Raw genomic sequence first — 17,305 nt, 5'->3', positions numbered from 1 at the left:
GCCGAGAGCGCTCACCACTGGTGGAGAGCGCTCCCGATCCGCTCACCAGCGGTCAGGATCGGCCTTCAGCTGCCGCTTCGCCGCCTCGACCAGCTCCGCGGGGGCCTCGGGGGCCTCGTCCGGGTGCCGCTGCGCCCAGACCGCCGCGTACGGGCAGAGCGGTACGACGGGAACGCCCTCCCGGGCGGCGATCCGGTAGAGCTCCCGCACCAGCGAGCCGGCGATGCCCTTGCCCTCGTGCTCCGGCTCCACCACCGTGTGCACGGGGACCAGGGCGGCGGGCCCGGAGTCCAGGACGAAGTAGGCGACGCGTCCGGTGACGTCTCCGCTCTCGTACGCCTCCAGCAGGCCCTTCGCCCGGTCGTCGCGAATGTCGAACGCTGAGATGTCTGGCATGACGGCATACTCTCTCGGTCGGCCGCCGGGCGCTCGGTCAGGCCACGGCGTGCGGGCTGCGCAGGGTGTCGCTCCCGGGCACGGGCGCGGCGGCGTCCGTGCCCAGCTCGACGATCCGGTTCTCCGTGTCGACGTGCACCACCCGGGGGGCCAGCGCACGCGCCTCGGCGTCGTCGACCTGCGCGTAACTGATCAGGATCACCAGGTCCCCGGGGTGCACCAGATGCGCGGCCGCGCCGTTGATCCCGATGACGCCGGAGCCGCGCTCGCCCTCGATGACATAGGTCTCCAGCCGTGCGCCATTGGTGATGTCCACGATGTGCACCAGCTCACCGGGCAGCAGATCCGCCGCCTCCATCAACTCCGCGTCGATGGTGACGGAGCCGACGTAGTGCAGATCGGCCTGGGTCACGGTGGCGCGATGGATCTTGGACTTGAACATGGTGCGCAGCATCGAGGTACTCCCGGATCTCGGCTCCCTGCCTGCGTTCTTGCAGGTCAAGTGCGGTTTCCCTACTCTACAACGAGTCGCATGCCCGGGCGCCGTTCCCCAGGTTGTTCGGGACTCATACTGACCACTTGCCGACTTCCCCGACGATCGATCAGGAAGACTTGAGACGGTCGGCCGCCCTCCGCCACCGCCCACCGCGACGCGAGACCCAGCCCACGCAGAAGCCTGCCGAGGGCCCAGCCGCCACGGCATCGAAAGCAGCATGAGGATCGGTCGGGGGCGGCGAAGCGGTGCCCGTGGTCGAGGTGGTCCGGGCGGACGACCGTGATCCCGAGCGAGCGCAGCAGGGCGATGTGCTGGTCGAGCCACCACCACCGTCCCGCTCACAGCCGGGCAACAGCCCCCATTACCTTTCGGTGGTCCCGCGGTGGGGCTCCCGGCCTCCGGGCCCGGCATGAACCGCCCCTCTGTTGAAGGTATGGCCCGGGGAGTGGCGTCACCGGTCCCGGGGCACTGACAGACCGCTGATCAGGGCAGGCCACCGACTCCTCCGGGAGACAGGGGGCTCTTCGTCATGTGGAGGCGGCGCTCGGCGCCGGCGGACGGCCGAGTGGACACGGCTGAAGGACGCACGTGATCGACACCGGCGACATCTCCACCCGCACGCTCCGGCGTGCCCGTGGACGGAGGCGACGGTCTCCAGCGCGATGTGGTCGTCGCCGTGGAGCCGGTAGCGGACGAGGTCGATGCCGCGCCGGTGCTCACGCGCGGCGTGGAGGATGTACAGGGTGAAGTCTGCGGCGACGCGGACCGGCCGCGGATCGCTCCACAGGATCCGCCCGGCGGCCTCGGCTCCGAGGCGGTCGCGCACCGGGTGCTGGAACTCCGTCCGGTGGTCCATCAGCCAGGACAGGCAGAACAGGCCCTGGTGAATCAGTTTTCAGCTGCCCCGAAGACCGACCGCCAGTGTCAGTTCAAGGACCCGGTGCGGCGATGCGAGGTCCGGAAACAGCTCCCGTAGCTGCGACATCCGGTAACGGACTGTCTGGGGGTGGACGAACAACGCCGCCGCCACCTCGTCCCGTCTGCCCTGGTGCAGCAGCCACGCCCGCAACGTCTCCTCCAGCCGCTGTGCCGTCGCGACAGGCAGAGTCCGCAATGGTGCGAGAGCTCGCGCACGCAGATCCGCGAACGCGTCCGCGTCGGCGCTCAGCACCAGCTCGGGCAGGTGGTCCTCGGTGTCGCGAACATCAGAGGAGAGGGAGCGCGCCCGTACGGCTCGTGCGTACGAGGCGGACGCTCGCGTCCATGGCCGGGCCGGGCCGACCACGGCGGTGCGGTCGGCCAGCCGGCTCAGGAGGTGTGACCGGTCGGCGTCAGGGACGAGCAGCACACCGGTGGTGTCCGGCAGATCGTCGAGGACGAGGGTGGTCGGGTCGAGCGCGCGGTAGGCGGGCCGGGCCTGGGCGGCGGGCAGCAGGACCGCGGTCAGTGAAACCGGAGGCTGCCACCCTGCCCGTTGAGCGGAGGCCAGCAGCACGTCCGGGCTCGCGCCGGCGAGGAGGTCGTGGGCCAGGTGTTCCAGGTGGAGCTCGTGGGCCCGGCCGCGGGCGGCCAGTTCGTCGGCGTGGCCCGCGGCACTCGCGGCAGAGAGCTCGTCGATGTAGGCGAAGGTCAGCTCGGCGAACTTGGCGACCTCGGCAGCGGGCAGACCCGCGGGCACGGCACCCGCTGCCAGGCATCGCCAGGCCACGCGGGCGCCGACACGGTAGGCGCCGAGAAGGGCGTCCATCGAACGGCCGTCGCGCACCTCGCCGCGGCCCAGCTCGTAGGCCGCGTCACCGGCGTCGCCGCCCGTGGCCTTCCCGCTCGCGAGGTCCAGGTAGTGCCCCAGGGCGGTGCGGACGGATCGGCGGATGGTGCCGCCCATGCGGCCCGAAAGAGCGTTGGCGTAGGGAGGGACCTCGTCGATGATCGCCTGAACGACCTCGTCGGCAGTGCTCTTCAGCGCGGCCCGAAGCGCGGCGACCGTCGTCTCGTCCAGAGCCAGTTCGGTGGCCCTCCGGATTACATGCCCCATGTTTTGTTCCCTGCGAACAATTAAGCCGACCAGATTCACGCCCTACGGGTAGGACTTTACGCCCTGGGGCGTATCAAGCTGGAGTCATGACGAGTGCAGCCCTCCGCAGTAGGGCGTGGAAACTGCTGGAGATGGTCACGACGCCGCTGCTGCCGTCGGACTACCTCGACCTGGTCAGTCCGCTGCGTGCGGGCGCCGACCTGCGTGGGCGCATCGAGGCCGTGCATCCCGAGACGGGTGACGCCGCGACCATCGTGATCAGGCCGGGACGGGGCTGGCGTGGCCACCAGGCCGGTCAATACGTGCGGATCGGGATCGCCGTCGACGGGGTGTGTCTGTGGCGCGCCTACTCCATCACCTCGCCGACGAACCGCCAGGACGGCCGCGTCACGATCACCGTGAAGGCGATCCCGGGCGGCAAGGTCAGCAACCATATGGTCCGCAGGTCGAAACCGGGCACGCTGATCCAGCTCGACCAGGCGACCGGCGACTTCGTGCTGCCGGAGGCCAAGCCCGCCAAGGTGCTCTACCTGACGGCGGGCAGCGGCATCACGCCGGTCATGGGCATGCTGCGTGACACCGAGTTCGCCGACGTCGTCATGGTCCACTGCGCGCCGCGGCCGCAGGACGTGATCTTCCGCAACGAGCTGCACGACCTGGTCGCGGACAAGAAGCTGCGTCTCACCGAGGTGCACACCGACACAGACGGCATGCTCGACATCGCCCGTCTCGACGAACTCGTGCCCGACTGGGCCGAGCGCGAGACCTGGGCCTGCGGGCCCGCGGGCCTGCTCGACGCCGCCGAAGGCCACTGGACCGAGCACGGCGTACCGGAGCGCCTGCACACGGAGCGCTTCCGCCCCGGCATCGTCGTCACCGGAGACGGTGGCGAGGTCACGTTCACCACCACCGGCAGGACCGTCGACGCGGACGGCGCCACGCCGTTGCTGGACGTCGGCGAGGAGGCCGGCGTGCTCATGCCCTCCGGGTGCCGCATGGGCATCTGTTTCGGCTGCGTCACGCCGCTCAAGGCGGGCGCCGTCCGCGACCTGCGCACCGGCGAGATCACCGAGGCCGAGCCCGGCGTCCTCATCCAGACCTGTGTGTCCGCCGCGGCGGGCCCCTGCGACATCGAACGGTAGGAACCCGTGACCGCCATCGACCCCACCGCCCACCTGACCGCGGAGCAGATCGAGGAGCTCGGCCGCGAGCTGGACGCGATCCGCGACGAGGTGATCGCCGACCGAGGCGAGAAGGACGCCGCGTACATCCGTAAGGTCATCTCGGTGCAGCGCAAGCTCGAGCTGGCCAGCCGGGGCGTGCTGCTGTTCTCGTTCTTCCCGCCCGCGTGGCTGATCGGCACCGCCGGTCTGTCCGTGGCGAAGATCATGGAAAACATGGAGATCGGCCACAACGTCCTGCACGGCCAGTGGGACTGGATGCGGGACCCGAAGATCCACTCCACCACCTGGGAGTGGGATCACGTCTCCCCGGCCGATCAGTGGAAGCACTCGCACAACGAGCTGCACCATACGTACACCAACGTGATCGGCAAGGACAACGACCTCGGCTACGGCATCATGCGCGTCGACGAGGACCAGAGATGGCACCCGTTCCACCTCGGCCAGCCGCTGTGGAACTTCATCAACGCCTGCTTCTTCGAGTACGGCATCGCAGCGTACGACCTGGAGCTCGGCAAGAACCTGCGCAAGCGCCGCCGCAAGAACCCGGAGTTCCGCGCGCGGGCCAGGGCCGTGGGCCGCAAGATCCGCAAGCAGGTGCTCAAGGACTACGTGATCCACCCGCTGCTGTCGGGCCCGTCGTTCCTCACCACCCTCGCCGCCACCTTCACCGCGAACCTGATCCGCAACCTCTGGACCCACTCGGTGATCATGTGCGGGCACTTCCCCGAGGGCGTGCAGGTCTTCGAGCGCCGGTCGATCAAGGGCGAGACGCGCGGCCAGTGGTATCTGCGCCAGATGATGGGCTCGGCGAACATCAGCGGCAGCAGGGCCATGCACTTCATGACCGGCAACCTGTCGCACCAGATCGAGCACCACCTGTTCCCGGACCTGCCGAGCAATCGGTACGCCGAGGTCGCGGTGAAGGTGCGCGCGCTGTTCGAGAAGTACGAGCTGGAGTACGTCACCGGGCCGCTGCCCAAGCAAGTGTTCTCCGCGTGGCGCAAGGTCTTCCGCCTCTCACTGCCGAACAAGAAGCCCAAGGGCAAGACACCTGACCACGAGCAGAGGCTCGTCGCGGCCTGATCCCCGTACCGGTTCGGATCTCTCGTCCGTACAGGCGGTGCCGCCGGGTTCGACGAAATCCTTCGCGGACGGGTGGGCGGCCGCCGCATCGGACTGCCGCGGCCGCTCGTCGGGTCCATCGTCCACCGGCGACTCTTCGGCGTGCGCCGAAGAGTCCCCGCCCTACCGTCGAGCCCATGAACACCATGACGCCGCCGGGCAGTGCGCCCGCCGACACCGCGACGAATCACGTGCCCATTACACCGAGCGTCTTGTACTTCGGGACACCGGTCGTCCTGCTGTCCACGGAGAACGAGGACGGCTCCGTCAATCTCGCGCCGATCTCCTCGGCATGGGCCCTGGGACAGGTGATCGTCCTGGGTCTGGGCGTCGAGGGGCAGACCGCGAGCAATCTCCGCGCCAGACCCGAGGTCGTGATCAGCCTGCCCGCCCCGGCCCAGTGGCCGGCGGTGGAACGGCTCGCGCCGCTCACCGGACGCACTCCGGTGCCCGCGTCCAAACGAGGCGGCTTCCGTTTCGAGCGCGACAAGTTCGCGGCGGCCGCTCTGCGGCCCGAGCCCTCAGAGCTGGTACGACCGCCCCGGGTCGCCGAGTGCCCCCTCCAGATGGAGGCCCGGGCCGCCCGGGTCCAGACCGACGTCAGCGGCGAGTTCCTCATCGTCGAAGCCCATGTGCTCAAGGTCCACGCCGATCCGCGCATCGTGGTCCCCGGCTCCCAGCACATCGACCCGTCCGCATGGAGTCCGCTGATCTACAACTTCCGCCACTACTACGGCCTCGGCCCCGAGCTGGGCCACAGCTTCCGCTCGCAGACGCCCGACCGAGCCGTACACGCCTGACCTGGATACGGCGTCGCACCCGCTGTGACCCAGGCCTTTCGGGCACAGCCCAAAGGCCTGGCCGGCCCTGCCCGCCTCCGCGATGCTCACGCTCAACGCGGCGCGGGGGCCACGCGTTCGCTGACACCGGGGGCAGCGCATCCCGCCGCGTGGACGACCACCATCACGGCTACGCGAAACTCAGGGGGACCAGGATGCGGATGGAGCAGCGGGGGACGGCGCTCGCGGTGGCGGGGCTCACGGCAGCGGCGGTCGTACTGGGAACGGCGGCGCCCGCGCAGGCGGCGACGCCGAAGCGGAACGACAGCAAGACGGAGGCCGTGCTTCTGGTGCACGGCATCGACTGGGTCGGCGAGGCGTCGTTCGACTGCAGGAGCGGCTGGAAGAACCTCAAGAGCGAGTTCAAGGAGCACGCCTGGAAGGGCAGTGTCCGGAGCGTCGCGTTCTACAAGAAGGACAAGAACTGCGACCTCCGCATCGCCTCGGCCGGCGTCAACGACGGCATACACAAGCTCGGCAAGGCGCTCGCCAAGAAGATCTACTCGGAGTACACCTCCAGGGGGAAGTCCGTCGACCTCGTCGGACACTCGATGGGAGGTCTCGTGATCCGGGACGCGCTGTCGGGCGTCGCGAAGAAGCAGTCCGGCTACCCGGCCAAGCTCTACGTCGAGGACGTCGTGACGCTGGGGACCCCGCACAACGGCACGAACTCGTCCCTGTGCGTGTACACGCCCTGCGCGCAGATGTGGAAGAACTCCCATTACCTCGAACTGCTGAAGAGGAACCCGCAGTCCGCTCAGGGCACGGACTGGACGGCCATCGCCAGCGACGCCGACGAGGCGATCGGGGAGGACACCGCGACCGGCGGGGGCGTGCGCCACTGGGTCCGCTACAAGAACATCCCGGGCAAGAAGGACCACTCCCTGCTCCGGACCACCCGCGACAAGACCCTCACGGTGAAGTGGCGCAACCTGCCCGAGGCCGCGACCGGTTGGCGCAGCGGCGACGCCCCGCTGGACAAGGCCTTCACGGCTCTCTACTGGCACTCCAGGTGGTGACCCGTCACCCGGATCGGCCCTCCGCCGGACCCGTGTCCGCCGGGGCCGCCTCGTCCCCGGCGCCCCCCGGCCGGGACGCGTAGCCGGGGCCTGGTCGTCACCGCCCGGGCGGCCCGGGACCGGCCCGCCGGCAACCGATAGTCCACCGGACGACGAGAGCGAGCACCGGTCCCCACACGCCCTTCGGGCGCGGACGGGATTCGCGATCCACCGGGCGGGCGCCGCTTCGCCGTCCGCGCATGTGGAAGGCCCCGGTCTCCTGACGGAGGCCGGGGCCTTGATCGAGCGCTGGGCAGGCCTCGCACCTGCATCCCCCCACGGGAAGTGGGGTGTCTTTCCTTGGACCACCAACGCCGGTCCCACCGCCGTGAGTCACGGCCGCGAGCACATGATCACTATATCGCAGGAATCCGGGGCGCAGCCACTCCCGGGGCGCCGACCGGGTACTCCATCGACTCGCGGACGCGTGGTCGCCGTGCGGGACCAGGGCGCACTGGCCTCGGGCGGCCACTCGGCGGATGCCGCGCCGACCGAACCGTTCTCGTACAGAACCGCGAGACGGGACGTTCCGTACGAGGGATGCCTGTCCGGCCGCGGGTCCATGCCGTCGTCCCGTCCCGCCCGGAGCGTGTCTCAGGTGGCGGGTGAGTCCTGGGCGGACAGTTCTTCGGCCAGTTCCATACAGCGCAGACGGGCCGGGGAGAAGTCGTAGGGCATCTTGCCGACGGCTTCGAGCACGCTCATGGAGTCGGCCTCCCCTCTGCCGGAGCCGAGGTCGCCCTCGGCCTCGTCGTCGTCGGCGGCGACAGGGTGCAAGGTGTCCCAGGCGTCGAAGAGGGCATCGTCTTCCCTGTCCAGGCCGGACTCCTCGATGACGGCGTGCAGGGCGCTTTCGAAGGCGTGCCGCTCGGCGGCGACTTGAGCCACCCGAGGATCGTCGACGGCCACGCTGTCGTCGAGTGCCTCCTCGGCTTCGTCGACGCGGTCGGAGCGCTCCCGCAGAGCGGGATGCGTGGCCAGGACGATGAAGCGGGTGGCCTGGACGGCCGCGCCGAGCGGGCCGAAGATCCGCTCGGTGACCAGCAGAGCGTCCAGGTCAGCCTGGCTCAGGGAGCCCTCGGGCAGATCCTTGAGGCGTACGGTGACGAAGTCGGAGAGCAGGCCCGTCCGGCTGCCTTCGGTACGCATCCGCCGCACGGCGGTCCGCTGCCGCCGCAATGTCGCCTCCCGCTCGGCGAGGGTCTCCTCCAGTCGCTCCAGAATGCCCGCGATTTCGTTGCCGCTGTCCGTGCCGGTGGAGGCCGTGCCGGTGGCGAAGGCGTCACGGATGTCGTCCAGGGCGATCCCGGCGTCGGCGGTCCTGCGAATCCAGAGCAGGCGGATCATGTCCTCGTACCCGTAGCGGCGTCGGCCGTCGCCGCCGCGCTCGGGCTCGGGGAGCAGGCCGATCTCGTGGTAGTGCCGAATCGCCCGTGGCGTGCTGCCGGCGAAGGCCGCCGCGTCACCGATCTTGACCTGACGGGGTGGCATGAAGGACGAATGCACGAGCGGGGACCTCTCCTCAAGGGACCGGGACGTGGGTCCACCCGACCACATGCCGCTACGGAAGGTGCAACCCCGTCCACATCGCCCCCGCGTCAAGGCCGGGAGGCGCGCCCTTCCTCCGTCCGGCACCGAACGCTGCTCATCGGGAAACGGACGGGGAGGGCCCACTCGCTGTCGCCGCTCCCCCGCATCGGGGCCGGCACGGCCGGGAGGACGAGGGCGGCGGGCACCGCGCCCGGCACATGGGCGAGGGCGCTCTTCACCACGCATGCTCGTCACCGAAGCGGTTCTGGGCGACGGCGCGGGCTCCTGCGGCGATCGTGGTGCGACTGTCCGGAACCGGCCGCTCGGAACCGGGCCCGCCCAGGGGTGGGCGCGGCGAACTCCCCGGGGTCGGGACGGAGGCCCGCGAGACCCGGGCGGTGGATCCGACGCGGCTGTGGCCGCTGCCGACCGGCGATCGCGACCGGCGATGGCATGGCGCTGGCGATCTCCGCGCGGTCAGCCGCCGGACCCGGCGCGCAGGGTCGCCCGGCGGTACTCGCCCGGGGTCATTCCATGGGCAGCCCTGAAGCCGCGGCTGAACTCGGACGCGCTCAGGGACCAGCGGGCCGCGATGGCCTGGATCGGCTCGCCGGCCCGGCGCGGGTCGCCGAGGTCGTCGCGGGCGCGCTCCAGACGCCGCCGCCGGATCAGCGACCCGACGGTGACGCCCTCGTACCGGAAGAGGCGGTGCAGATAACTGGCGGAGATGTGGTGCGCGGCGGCGACCGCGGCGGGGGACAGTGCGGGGTCGCCCAGGTTCTGCTCGATGAAGGCCCTGATCCGGAGTGTGGTCGTGACCCGGCGGGTGTGCTGCGGCAGCGCCTTGTCGTTCTCCAGCACCTGGGCCAGTGCGGTCGCCGTGAGATCGGCGACCACCCGCCCCAGCCTCGGACCGTCCGCGAGCCGGTACTCGGGAAGGTTGCGGACGAGCCGCCGGAGAAGGAGCGCCAGCAGATCCCCGGCGCCCCGGTCGTCCGCGATGGGCAGCCCCACGGAGCGGTCCGCGAGCCGCCGGGGCAGCGGCAGCACGGCCTTGGGCACCTCGACCCCGATCATCAGGATCCGGTCCCGTTCCGCGAAGGAGCGGATCTCGACGGGGCGTGAGGAGTCGCTGGTGTGGAAGGTGCCCGGGCTCGACAGCAGCGTTCTGTCGCGCCACTCGGCCACTCCGCCGCCGCGCAGCATCAGGGTCAGGTGGTAACTCTCCGGATCGGACTGCCGTATGAGCTTCTGGGGGCGGCGGAAGACCACGGACGGGAAGGCTGCGGGCCACACCGTCACATCGCCGAGGCTGATCACGCGCTGCCGCGCCCGGAAGTCGTCGGAGTGGTCGCTGCGCAGATCCATGGGCGCGTGTGTGCCGCTCAGCAGCTCGCGCCAGTGGCCGAAACGGTCCTGTGCGGGGATATGACCGGTGGAGTGGAGAACCGAGGGCAGCGGCGGGGACGAGGCCGGAGGGGGAATCGTCGGGGACATGGTCGCGTCCTTCCTTCCTGCCCGGCGTGGGCGGGTGACACGGTCACGCGCCGCACCGGCCGGGCCCGTTCGGGCTGACCGCCTTCCCGCGCTCGGGCGGGTGCGTCGAGTTCACTCTGACGCAAGGAACGTGCCACGCGGTACCCATGACATCGCTGTCCGGTACGGGTCATCCTGTGGGACCGGGACGCGGTCTCCCCGGGCGGACCGCGCCGTCGACAGCCGACGCACTGCGGCGGGGCCTCCCCCGTCGCGGTCGGCCGCACCGTCCCGCGGTCGCGGTGGAACCGCCGCGCGCCGCTCCACCGGCACACATGTCCGCTCACCGAGGGCCGGGAGACGAAGGACCTCCCGGCGGCCCGTGTGACGTCCAACTCCTCCGCGACCGAGGCGAAACAACGGAGATCACGCCCATGCACCTTCATCACTCATGGCCGTCACAACACGTGCTGGACGCGACCCGGGCACGGGCGGGCGATGCCGTCCGCCGACGGGACCCGCGCCGGGCGGCGATCGGCCCGGCGGGCCGGGAGTACGGAGAGACCATGACCGGGAAGCGCACGGTCTGGCTGATCACGGGCGCGAGCAGCGGACTCGGCCGGGCCGTCGCGGAGGACGCCCTCGCCGCCGGGGACACGGTGATCGGCGCGGCCCGCCGGCCCGAGCGGCTGGCGGGTCTCATCGCCGCGTATCCGGACCGCTTCGAGGCCGTCGGCCTGGATGTCACCGACGGCGGGGAGATCGACTCCGTGACCGCCGATGTGCTGGCGCGATACGGCCGGGTGGATGTGCTGGTGAACGCCGCCGGGCGCCTACGCGCCGGGGCCTTCGAGGAGACCACGGACCGGGAGCTGCGCCACCTGTTCGAGCTGCGTGTGTTCGGTCCGGCGCGTCTCACCCGAGCGCTGCTGCCGCAGATGCGGGAGCGGGGCAGCGGATCGATCGTGAACGTCAGCGGTGTCGGCGGGCGGCTGTCCCCCGCCGGGTTCTCCGCCCACAGCGCGACGAAGGCGGCCCTGGAGCAGCTGTCCGAGGGCTTGGCGGACGAGGTGACGCCGTTCGGGATATCGGTTCTGATCGTGGAGCCCGGAGCGTTCCGCACCCGTCCGTCCGAGGAGGGCGCCGCGCGCTTCTCCGAGGAGCACCCCGCGTACGCGGAGTCGGTCCGCGCCGCCGGGGAGCGGGTGCGGACCGGTGACAGCACACAGCCCGGGGACCCGGCGAGGGCCGCCGCGGCGATCCGGACCGCCCTGGAGGCCGAGAACACCCCGCTGCGGCTCGCCCTCGGCGGCGACGCGGTGGACTCCCCCGTCGCACACCCGGACTCGGCGCGGGCCGAGCCCGCCTCGCGGGAGAAGGTCTCCAGGGGGACGGGCTTCCACGCGGCGCCGCTCGGGGACCGCCGGGGAGCACCGTCCGCCGCCGGCCGGCGGTGAGCGTCCGCCGCGTGCGCGGCGCTCGGGGAACCGGCGGGAAGGGCGTACGGCCTCCGCTGTGAAGGCCCGTTCAGCGGCGCGAGAGCCTCAGCTCCGGGGCGCCGGGACCGCCGGGAGGCGGCCCGGCGACCCGCGCGTTCGTACGCCTCACGACCGACCCGGTCCGCCCTGTTCCGCCCCAGGGCTCCGCGTCCGTCCTGCGACGAGCCGCGCGGCCGTGCGGAGGACCGCCCGGCCGAGGAGCACGGGCCCCGGCCGCATCAGGGAATGTGATCGGTCGCAGCAGCGCCAGATATTGGACTGGCCGACGCCCGGCCGGAAGACTTGCCGTCACGGCCCCCAGGGCCGTCCCGGGCCGCCGAGTTCGCCCAGGAGCGGACGAGTCGCGGCGGCGAACCCTCCTCCCCCGCCGTTCGGACACCCCGGCGAGCCCGGACCCGGCGAGCCGCACCGGCCCGGTGACACCCGACGAAAGACAGAGGCGAATCGATGAGAGTGATCGTCGTGGGCGGGGGCATAGCCGGGCTGAGCTGCGCCCTGAGCCTGCACGCCGCGGGCTTCGAACCGCGGGTGTACGAGTCGGCTCGGGCCGTGGAGGCCGTCGGGGTGGGGATCAATCTGCTGCCGCACGCCGTCCGGGAGCTGGCCGAGCTGGGACTCGCCGATGAGCTGGACGCCATCGCGCCGGCCCCGCGGCTGCTGAGCTACCGCGACCGGGCGGGCGCGCCGGTGTGGGAGGAGCCGCTCGGGCTCGCCGCGGGCCATCGCTGGCCGCAGTACTCCGTACACCGCGGCCGGCTGCATCTGCTGCTGCTGGCGGCGGTGCGTGCGCGACTCGGCCCGGACGCGGTACGCACCGGTCTGCGGTTCCGGCGCTTCGAGCAGACGGAAGGCGGCGTACGGGCCCATTTCCTGGACCGGTCCGGTGGCGCGCACACCGCCGGGACGGCCGACGTGCTGATCGGCTCCGACGGCATCGACTCCGCGGTCCGCGCCCAGCTCTTTCCGGGCGAGGGGCCCGCGAAGGGGAACGGCGTCCGGATGTGGCGCGGGGTCGCGCCGTACCCCCGGTTCCTCGACGGCCGTTCGATCGTGGTGGCCGGCCACACCCCCGGGGACAAGTTCGTCGCCTATCCGATCGGGGATCCGGCGGCCGAAGGGGGCGAGGCCCAGCTGAACTGGGTGCTGGAGGTACGGCACGATCCCGCCGCGCCCCCGCCCGGCGGCGCGGGCCGCCGGGTCACGGCCGCCGAGGCCCGGGCCGGGCTGGCCTCCTGGACCCTGCCGTTCGTCGACCCCGCGGCCCTGGCCGAACGCTCCCCCGCGATCGCCGAGTTCCCGATGCTCGACCGCGACCCGCTGCCGCGCTGGAGCTTCGGGCGGGTGACCCTTCTCGGCGACGCGGCACACCCGATGTACCCCATGGGGATGAACGGCGGATCGCAGTCCGTCGTCGACGCCCGGGTGCTCGCCTGGTGCCTGGCCCGGGAGAGCGACCCGACGGCCGCGCTGCGCCGCTACGACGGGCTGCGCCGGCCGGCAGTCAACGCGATCGTGCTGGCCAACCGGGGTCTGGGCCCGGAGGAGATCATCGCCCGCGCCGCCGAACACGGCGGACCGCTCCCCGCAGGACGGGCCGGGCGGATCTCCCTCCGTTACCAGGAGCTGTCCGGGGCCACCCCCGCCCAGGTCGACGCCCATCCCTCGTGGACGGTGCCGCGCGACTCCGGCGACTCCGCGCGCTGAGAGTCCGCCGGGGGCCGATCGGCGGTCTTCGGACGTCAGCTCCGGTCGAAACCGTGGCAGCGGCCGATGACGGAGAAGCCCCGGCGCTCGTACCAGTGCCGCGGCCAGTCCTCCGCGTCGGCGATCAGGAAGCGGGTGCCGCAGCCCCTGTCGGCGGCCAGGCGCAGGGCGGCGGACAGAACGGCGTCGGCGTAGCCGCGCCGGAGATGGGAGACCGAGGTGTTCAGATCCTCGATCTGGGCCGTGCCGGCCGCCGGGTCCATGTAGAGATCGGCCCAGGAGGCGACCTCGCCCTCCTCCGTGCGGGCCCCGACGAAGTGCACGGAGTCGGCCCCGCGACGACGGGCCCCGCGCCGGTCCACGAGGTGGCGTACGACCTCGTCGTCGGCGTCCGGGAGAAAGTCCCGCAGCACCCGGGTGAGGGGGCCGCGTATCGCGTCGAGGTCGACCTCCTCCGCGCGGCCGCCGGCGGGGGCCTGGCCCGTGTGGAGCATGACCAGATAGACGGAGTGGGTGTAACCGGCCCGGATCAGCGGCTCCGCGCAGGCCGTTCCGGACTCGTCGTCCAGGACGGAGATCGTCCGGTGCGGCAGATGCCCGAGCGCCCGCTCCGCGAGGGCGGGCAGCGCCTCGGCGTCGACGGGGGTGTCGATGAAGAGCTGGTTGTTCGCCCGGGAACGTCTGAAGGTCTCGTCGTGGACGGCGAACCCGCCGGGAAGGTCGACCACGCGTTCGGCCTGGCGGCGGGCGAAGGCGGCGAGGAAGGCGTTGACCCGCTTCAGTTCTGATTCCGACATGGGAGCAAGCGTAGGCAGCCGTGGTCCGGGGACGGCGTTCGCGTCGCCCGCGCCGGAACGGGCGACGCGTCGGCGCTCCGGCGACCGCCGGAGCGACCGGCCCGCCGCCGGAAGCGGTGACCGGTCCGCCGCCCGGCCCCCTCCCGGTCCCCGCGCCCGGCGCTCACGACGCCGAGGCGACCGCGCCCGGACGCCCACAGGCCGTGGGCGCCCGGTGACGCGGTACGGGTCACGGGGTCCGGGAGCGCGATACGGGTCGCCGGGCCGGGGTCGCCAGGGACCGAGACCGAAGCCGGGGTCGCCGGGACCGAGACAGAGACCAGGGTCGCCGGGTCCGAGACAGAGACCAGGTCGCCGGGTCCGGGGCCCGGACGTTACGACAGCTCCACCTCGACGGACAGCTCGTCGTCCTCGCCGGCCCGCAGGACGACCTCGGCCGCGTTGCCGGCCGCCTGGATGTCGGCGCTCACCGAACCGATTTCGGCCAGCACGCCGGCCGGGGCGACCACCACGACCCGGGCGACCTCGGCGCGCATCGAGACCTTGGCGGTGGACTTCGCCTTGCGCACGGCGGCGATCACCGAGGAGGCGGCCTCGGCCACCTCCGGCCGCCCCTCCGCGGCGCCGGCGCCCAGCTCGCCGACGGCCGGCCACGCGGCCAGATGCACCGTCGAGCCGTGCGTCCAGGACCAGGTCTCCTCCGTGGTGTAGGGGAGCACGGGCGCGAACAGCCGGGTCACGACGTCGAGCGCGAGCCGCAGCGTGGCGCGCGCCGACTCGGCCCCCTCCGGGGTGCCCTTGCCGTAGGCGCGCTCCTTGACCAGCTCGACGTAGTTGTCGCAGAAGAACCAGAAGAACCGCTCGATGGAGTCCAGCCCCGAGGTGTAGTCGAAGCCCTCCAGCGCCTCCGTCGCCTCGCGGACCGTGCTCGCCAGCTTCGCCAGCAGCGCCTTGTCCAGCGCGTCCGTGGTCTCCGCCCCGGCGGCGGGGGCGGGCAGCGAGAGCACGAACTTGCTCGCGTTGAGCAGCTTCACCGCGAGCCGGCGGCCGATCTTCATCTGCTGCGGGTCGAAGGCCGTGTCCGTGCCCGGGCGGCCGCTCGCCGCCCAGTAGCGGACCGCGTCCGCGCCGTACTCGTCCAGCAGATGGCCGGGGGTGACGACGTTCCCCTGCGACTTGGACATCTTCTTGCGGTCCGGGTCGAGGATCCAGCCGGAGAGGGCGGCGTGCTTCCACGGTGTGGCGCCGGCCTCCAGATGCGACCGGACCACGGTGGTGAAGAGCCAGGTCCGGATGATGTCGTGTCCCTGGGGACGCAGATCCATCGGATAGACCTGGGCGAACAGCTCCGGGTCGGAGAGCCAGCCGCAGGCCAGCTGGGGGCTGAGCGAGGAGGTCGCCCAGGTGTCCATGACATCCGGCTCGCCCATGAATCCGCCGGGCGTGCCGCGCTGCTCCTCGGTGAAGCCGGGAGGGCAGTCGGCGGACGGGTCGATCGGGAGCATCGACTCGTCGGGAAGGATCGGTTCGCTGTAGTCCGGGAGACCGTCGGCGTCCAGGGCGTACCACATCGGGAAGGGCACCCCGAAGAAGCGCTGCCTGCTGATCAGCCAGTCGGCGTTGAGCCCCTGCACCCAGTCGTTGTAGCGCGACCGCATGTGCGGCGGGTGCCACTGGATCTCCTCGCCCCGGGCGAGCAGCTCCTCCCGGTGGGCGACGGTCTTGATGAACCACTGCCGGCTGCTGACGATCTCCAGGGGCTTGTCGCCCTTCTCGAAGAACTTGACCGCCCGGGTCGTCGGCCGGGTGTCGCCGATCAGGCTGCCGTCCTCGCGCAGCGCCGCCACCACGGACTCCCGGGCGGTGTGCACCGTCTTGCCCACGATCTCGTCGTGGAGGCGCTGGGCCCGGGTGGCGTCCGTGCTGGGCAGCTCGGCGAAGTCCAGCGGCAGGATCCGGCCGTCGCGCCCGATGACCGTGCGGGTCGGCAGCCGCAGCTCCCGCCACCACATCACATCGGTCATGTCGCCGAAGGTGCAGATCATGGCGATGCCGCTGCCCTTCTCCCGGTCGGCGGCCGGGTGGGCCAGCACCGGCACCCGGACCCCGAAGAGCGGGGAGACGACCTCCTCGCCGATCAGCGACCGGTAGCGGTCGTCGTCGGGGTGCGCCACCAGGGCCACACAGGCCGGCAGCAGCTCGGGCCGGGTCGTCTCGATGCAGACGTCCTCGTTCCCGTGCTTGAACGCCACCCGGTGGTAGGAGCCCGAGACCTCCTTCTCGACCACTTCGGCGTTGGCGACGGCGGTCTGGAAGGAGACGTCCCACATCGTGGGGGCCTCGGACTGATACGCCTCCCCGGAGCGCGCCAGCCGCACGAAGGCGGCCTGCGAGGTGCGCTGGGCCTCCTTGCCGATGGTGGAGTAGGTCACCGACCAGTCCACCGAGAGCCCCAGCTTCCGCCAGAGCCCTTCGAACACCAGCTCGTCCTCGGCGGTGAGCTTCTCGCACAGCTCGACGAAGTTCTGCCGCGAGACGCTCCGCGCGGGGGCCTTCCGCTCCTTGGCCGTACGCTCCGACATGGGAACGGGCGCGGTGAAGTCCTGGTCGTACGGGAGCGAGGGGTCGCAGCGCACCCCGTAGTAGTTCTGCACCCGGCGCTCGGTGGGGAGACCGTTGTCGTCCCATCCCATGGGGTAGAAGACCCGCTTGCCGCGCATCCGCTGGAAGCGGGCGACGATGTCGGTGTGGGTGTAGCTGAAGACATGCCCCACATGGAGCGAGCCGCTGACCGTGGGCGGCGGGGTGTCGATGGAGAATACCGCGTCACGGCTGCCCGGCCGGGCGAAGCGGTATACGTCGGCCTCGCTCCAGAACTCCGACCACCTCGACTCCAGTCCGTCCAGCGAGGGCTTCTCCGGCAGCGGAGACCCATAGCGCGTCACGCGACACACCCTTCCCAGTCAGTGCTACGACTCGGGGCCGGACGACGGACCACCGTCGGATGACGGCCACGCCGCGCGAGGGTCTCGGGAACATCCACGAGTCGCGACTCGGCCCCGCGCCTCAGTCTAGAGGTCCGGGGGCGGGCCCCTGCCCTCCATGACCGCTGGCCGCGGGGCGAGTTGGGCGCGCCGGGCCCACCTCGCCCGTCGGGCCGCACTCCGCC

The 17,305-nt window shown here is 71.7% G+C and carries 14 protein-coding genes; 6 read left to right on the top strand and 8 right to left on the bottom strand.

All coding sequences use genetic code 11. From position 1 onward, the window contains the following. Positions 1 to 42: 42 nt before the first annotated feature. The 3 genes from ACF089_RS04490 to ACF089_RS04480 all read right to left on the bottom strand — a co-directional run bounded on the left by ACF089_RS04490 (position 43) and on the right by ACF089_RS04480 (position 2,927). Positions 43 to 396, bottom strand: a complete 354-nt coding sequence (locus ACF089_RS04490; RefSeq protein WP_392021725.1) for a GNAT family N-acetyltransferase — start codon at positions 394 to 396, stop codon at positions 43 to 45. Positions 397 to 433: 37 nt separating this feature from the next. After that, on the bottom strand, positions 434 to 850 hold the full coding sequence (gene panD / locus ACF089_RS04485; RefSeq protein WP_392021723.1) for an aspartate 1-decarboxylase: 417 nt from the start codon (positions 848 to 850) through the stop codon (positions 434 to 436). 937 nt (positions 851 to 1,787) lie between these two features. Continuing rightward, a complete protein-coding gene (locus tag ACF089_RS04480; protein WP_392021720.1) occupies positions 1,788 to 2,927 on the bottom strand; it encodes a PucR family transcriptional regulator in 1,140 nt (379 codons plus the stop codon). A gap of 86 nt (positions 2,928 to 3,013) precedes the next feature. Between ACF089_RS04480 and ACF089_RS04475 the strand changes: the two genes are divergently transcribed. The 4 genes from ACF089_RS04475 (at position 3,014) to ACF089_RS04460 (ending at position 7,091) form a co-directional block, all read left to right on the top strand. Beyond that, the gene (locus ACF089_RS04475) at positions 3,014 to 4,069 is read left to right on the top strand and encodes a ferredoxin reductase (protein WP_392021717.1); all 1,056 of its coding nucleotides are present in this window, start codon (positions 3,014 to 3,016) and stop codon (positions 4,067 to 4,069) included. Positions 4,070 to 4,075: 6 nt separating this feature from the next. Then, the gene (locus ACF089_RS04470; RefSeq protein WP_392021714.1) at positions 4,076 to 5,194 is read left to right on the top strand and encodes a fatty acid desaturase family protein; all 1,119 of its coding nucleotides are present in this window, start codon (positions 4,076 to 4,078) and stop codon (positions 5,192 to 5,194) included. Between the two features lie 176 nt (positions 5,195 to 5,370). Continuing rightward, positions 5,371 to 6,033: a flavin reductase family protein gene (locus tag ACF089_RS04465; protein ID WP_392021712.1), complete on the top strand. Its 663-nt coding sequence runs from the start codon at positions 5,371 to 5,373 to the stop codon at positions 6,031 to 6,033. A gap of 149 nt (positions 6,034 to 6,182) precedes the next feature. Further along, positions 6,183 to 7,091 carry a lipase family alpha/beta hydrolase gene (locus ACF089_RS04460; RefSeq protein WP_392021710.1) on the top strand — a complete coding sequence of 303 codons (909 nt, stop codon included), beginning with the start codon at positions 6,183 to 6,185 and terminating at the stop codon, positions 7,089 to 7,091. A 633-nt stretch (positions 7,092 to 7,724) separates the two neighbouring features. Here the strand turns inward: ACF089_RS04460 and ACF089_RS04455 are convergent. From ACF089_RS04455 to ACF089_RS04445, 3 genes are all read right to left on the bottom strand, one after another. Beyond that, a complete protein-coding gene (locus ACF089_RS04455) occupies positions 7,725 to 8,636 on the bottom strand; it encodes a MerR family transcriptional regulator (RefSeq protein ID WP_392021707.1) in 912 nt (303 codons plus the stop codon). Between the two features lie 501 nt (positions 8,637 to 9,137). After that, a complete protein-coding gene (locus ACF089_RS04450; RefSeq protein ID WP_392021704.1) occupies positions 9,138 to 10,157 on the bottom strand; it encodes a helix-turn-helix domain-containing protein in 1,020 nt (339 codons plus the stop codon). Next, entirely contained in the window at positions 10,046 to 10,582 is a 537-nt protein-coding gene (locus ACF089_RS04445; protein ID WP_392021702.1) for a LysR family transcriptional regulator, read from the bottom strand. Before ACF089_RS04445 ends, ACF089_RS04450 begins: the two co-directional genes overlap by 112 nt. Positions 10,583 to 10,702: 120 nt before the next feature. On the opposite strand from ACF089_RS04445, the gene ACF089_RS04440 reads away from it, so the two are divergent. Continuing rightward, the gene (locus ACF089_RS04440; RefSeq protein ID WP_392021699.1) at positions 10,703 to 11,593 is read left to right on the top strand and encodes an SDR family oxidoreductase; all 891 of its coding nucleotides are present in this window, start codon (positions 10,703 to 10,705) and stop codon (positions 11,591 to 11,593) included. A gap of 489 nt (positions 11,594 to 12,082) precedes the next feature. Next, positions 12,083 to 13,339: an FAD-dependent monooxygenase gene (locus ACF089_RS04435; protein ID WP_392021696.1), complete on the top strand. Its 1,257-nt coding sequence runs from the start codon at positions 12,083 to 12,085 to the stop codon at positions 13,337 to 13,339. A gap of 35 nt (positions 13,340 to 13,374) precedes the next feature. On the opposite strand, the gene ACF089_RS04430 is transcribed toward ACF089_RS04435, so the two are convergent. Both ACF089_RS04430 and valS read right to left on the bottom strand, forming a co-directional pair. Beyond that, positions 13,375 to 14,136 (bottom strand): GNAT family N-acetyltransferase, encoded by a 762-nt coding sequence (locus ACF089_RS04430; protein WP_392021693.1) that lies wholly within the window; start codon positions 14,134 to 14,136, stop codon positions 13,375 to 13,377. A gap of 374 nt (positions 14,137 to 14,510) precedes the next feature. Further along, positions 14,511 to 17,081 (bottom strand): valine--tRNA ligase, encoded by a 2,571-nt coding sequence (gene valS / locus ACF089_RS04425; protein ID WP_392021690.1) that lies wholly within the window; start codon positions 17,079 to 17,081, stop codon positions 14,511 to 14,513. Between the last annotated feature and the right edge of the window lie 224 nt (positions 17,082 to 17,305).

The sequence above is a fragment of the Streptomyces sp. NPDC014894 genome, assembly GCF_043080985.1.
Taxonomy (GTDB): Bacteria; Actinomycetota; Actinomycetes; order Streptomycetales; family Streptomycetaceae; genus Streptomyces.
Note: the sequence above shows the minus strand (reverse complement) of the source record. Positions and strands in the feature narration are given on the sequence as shown.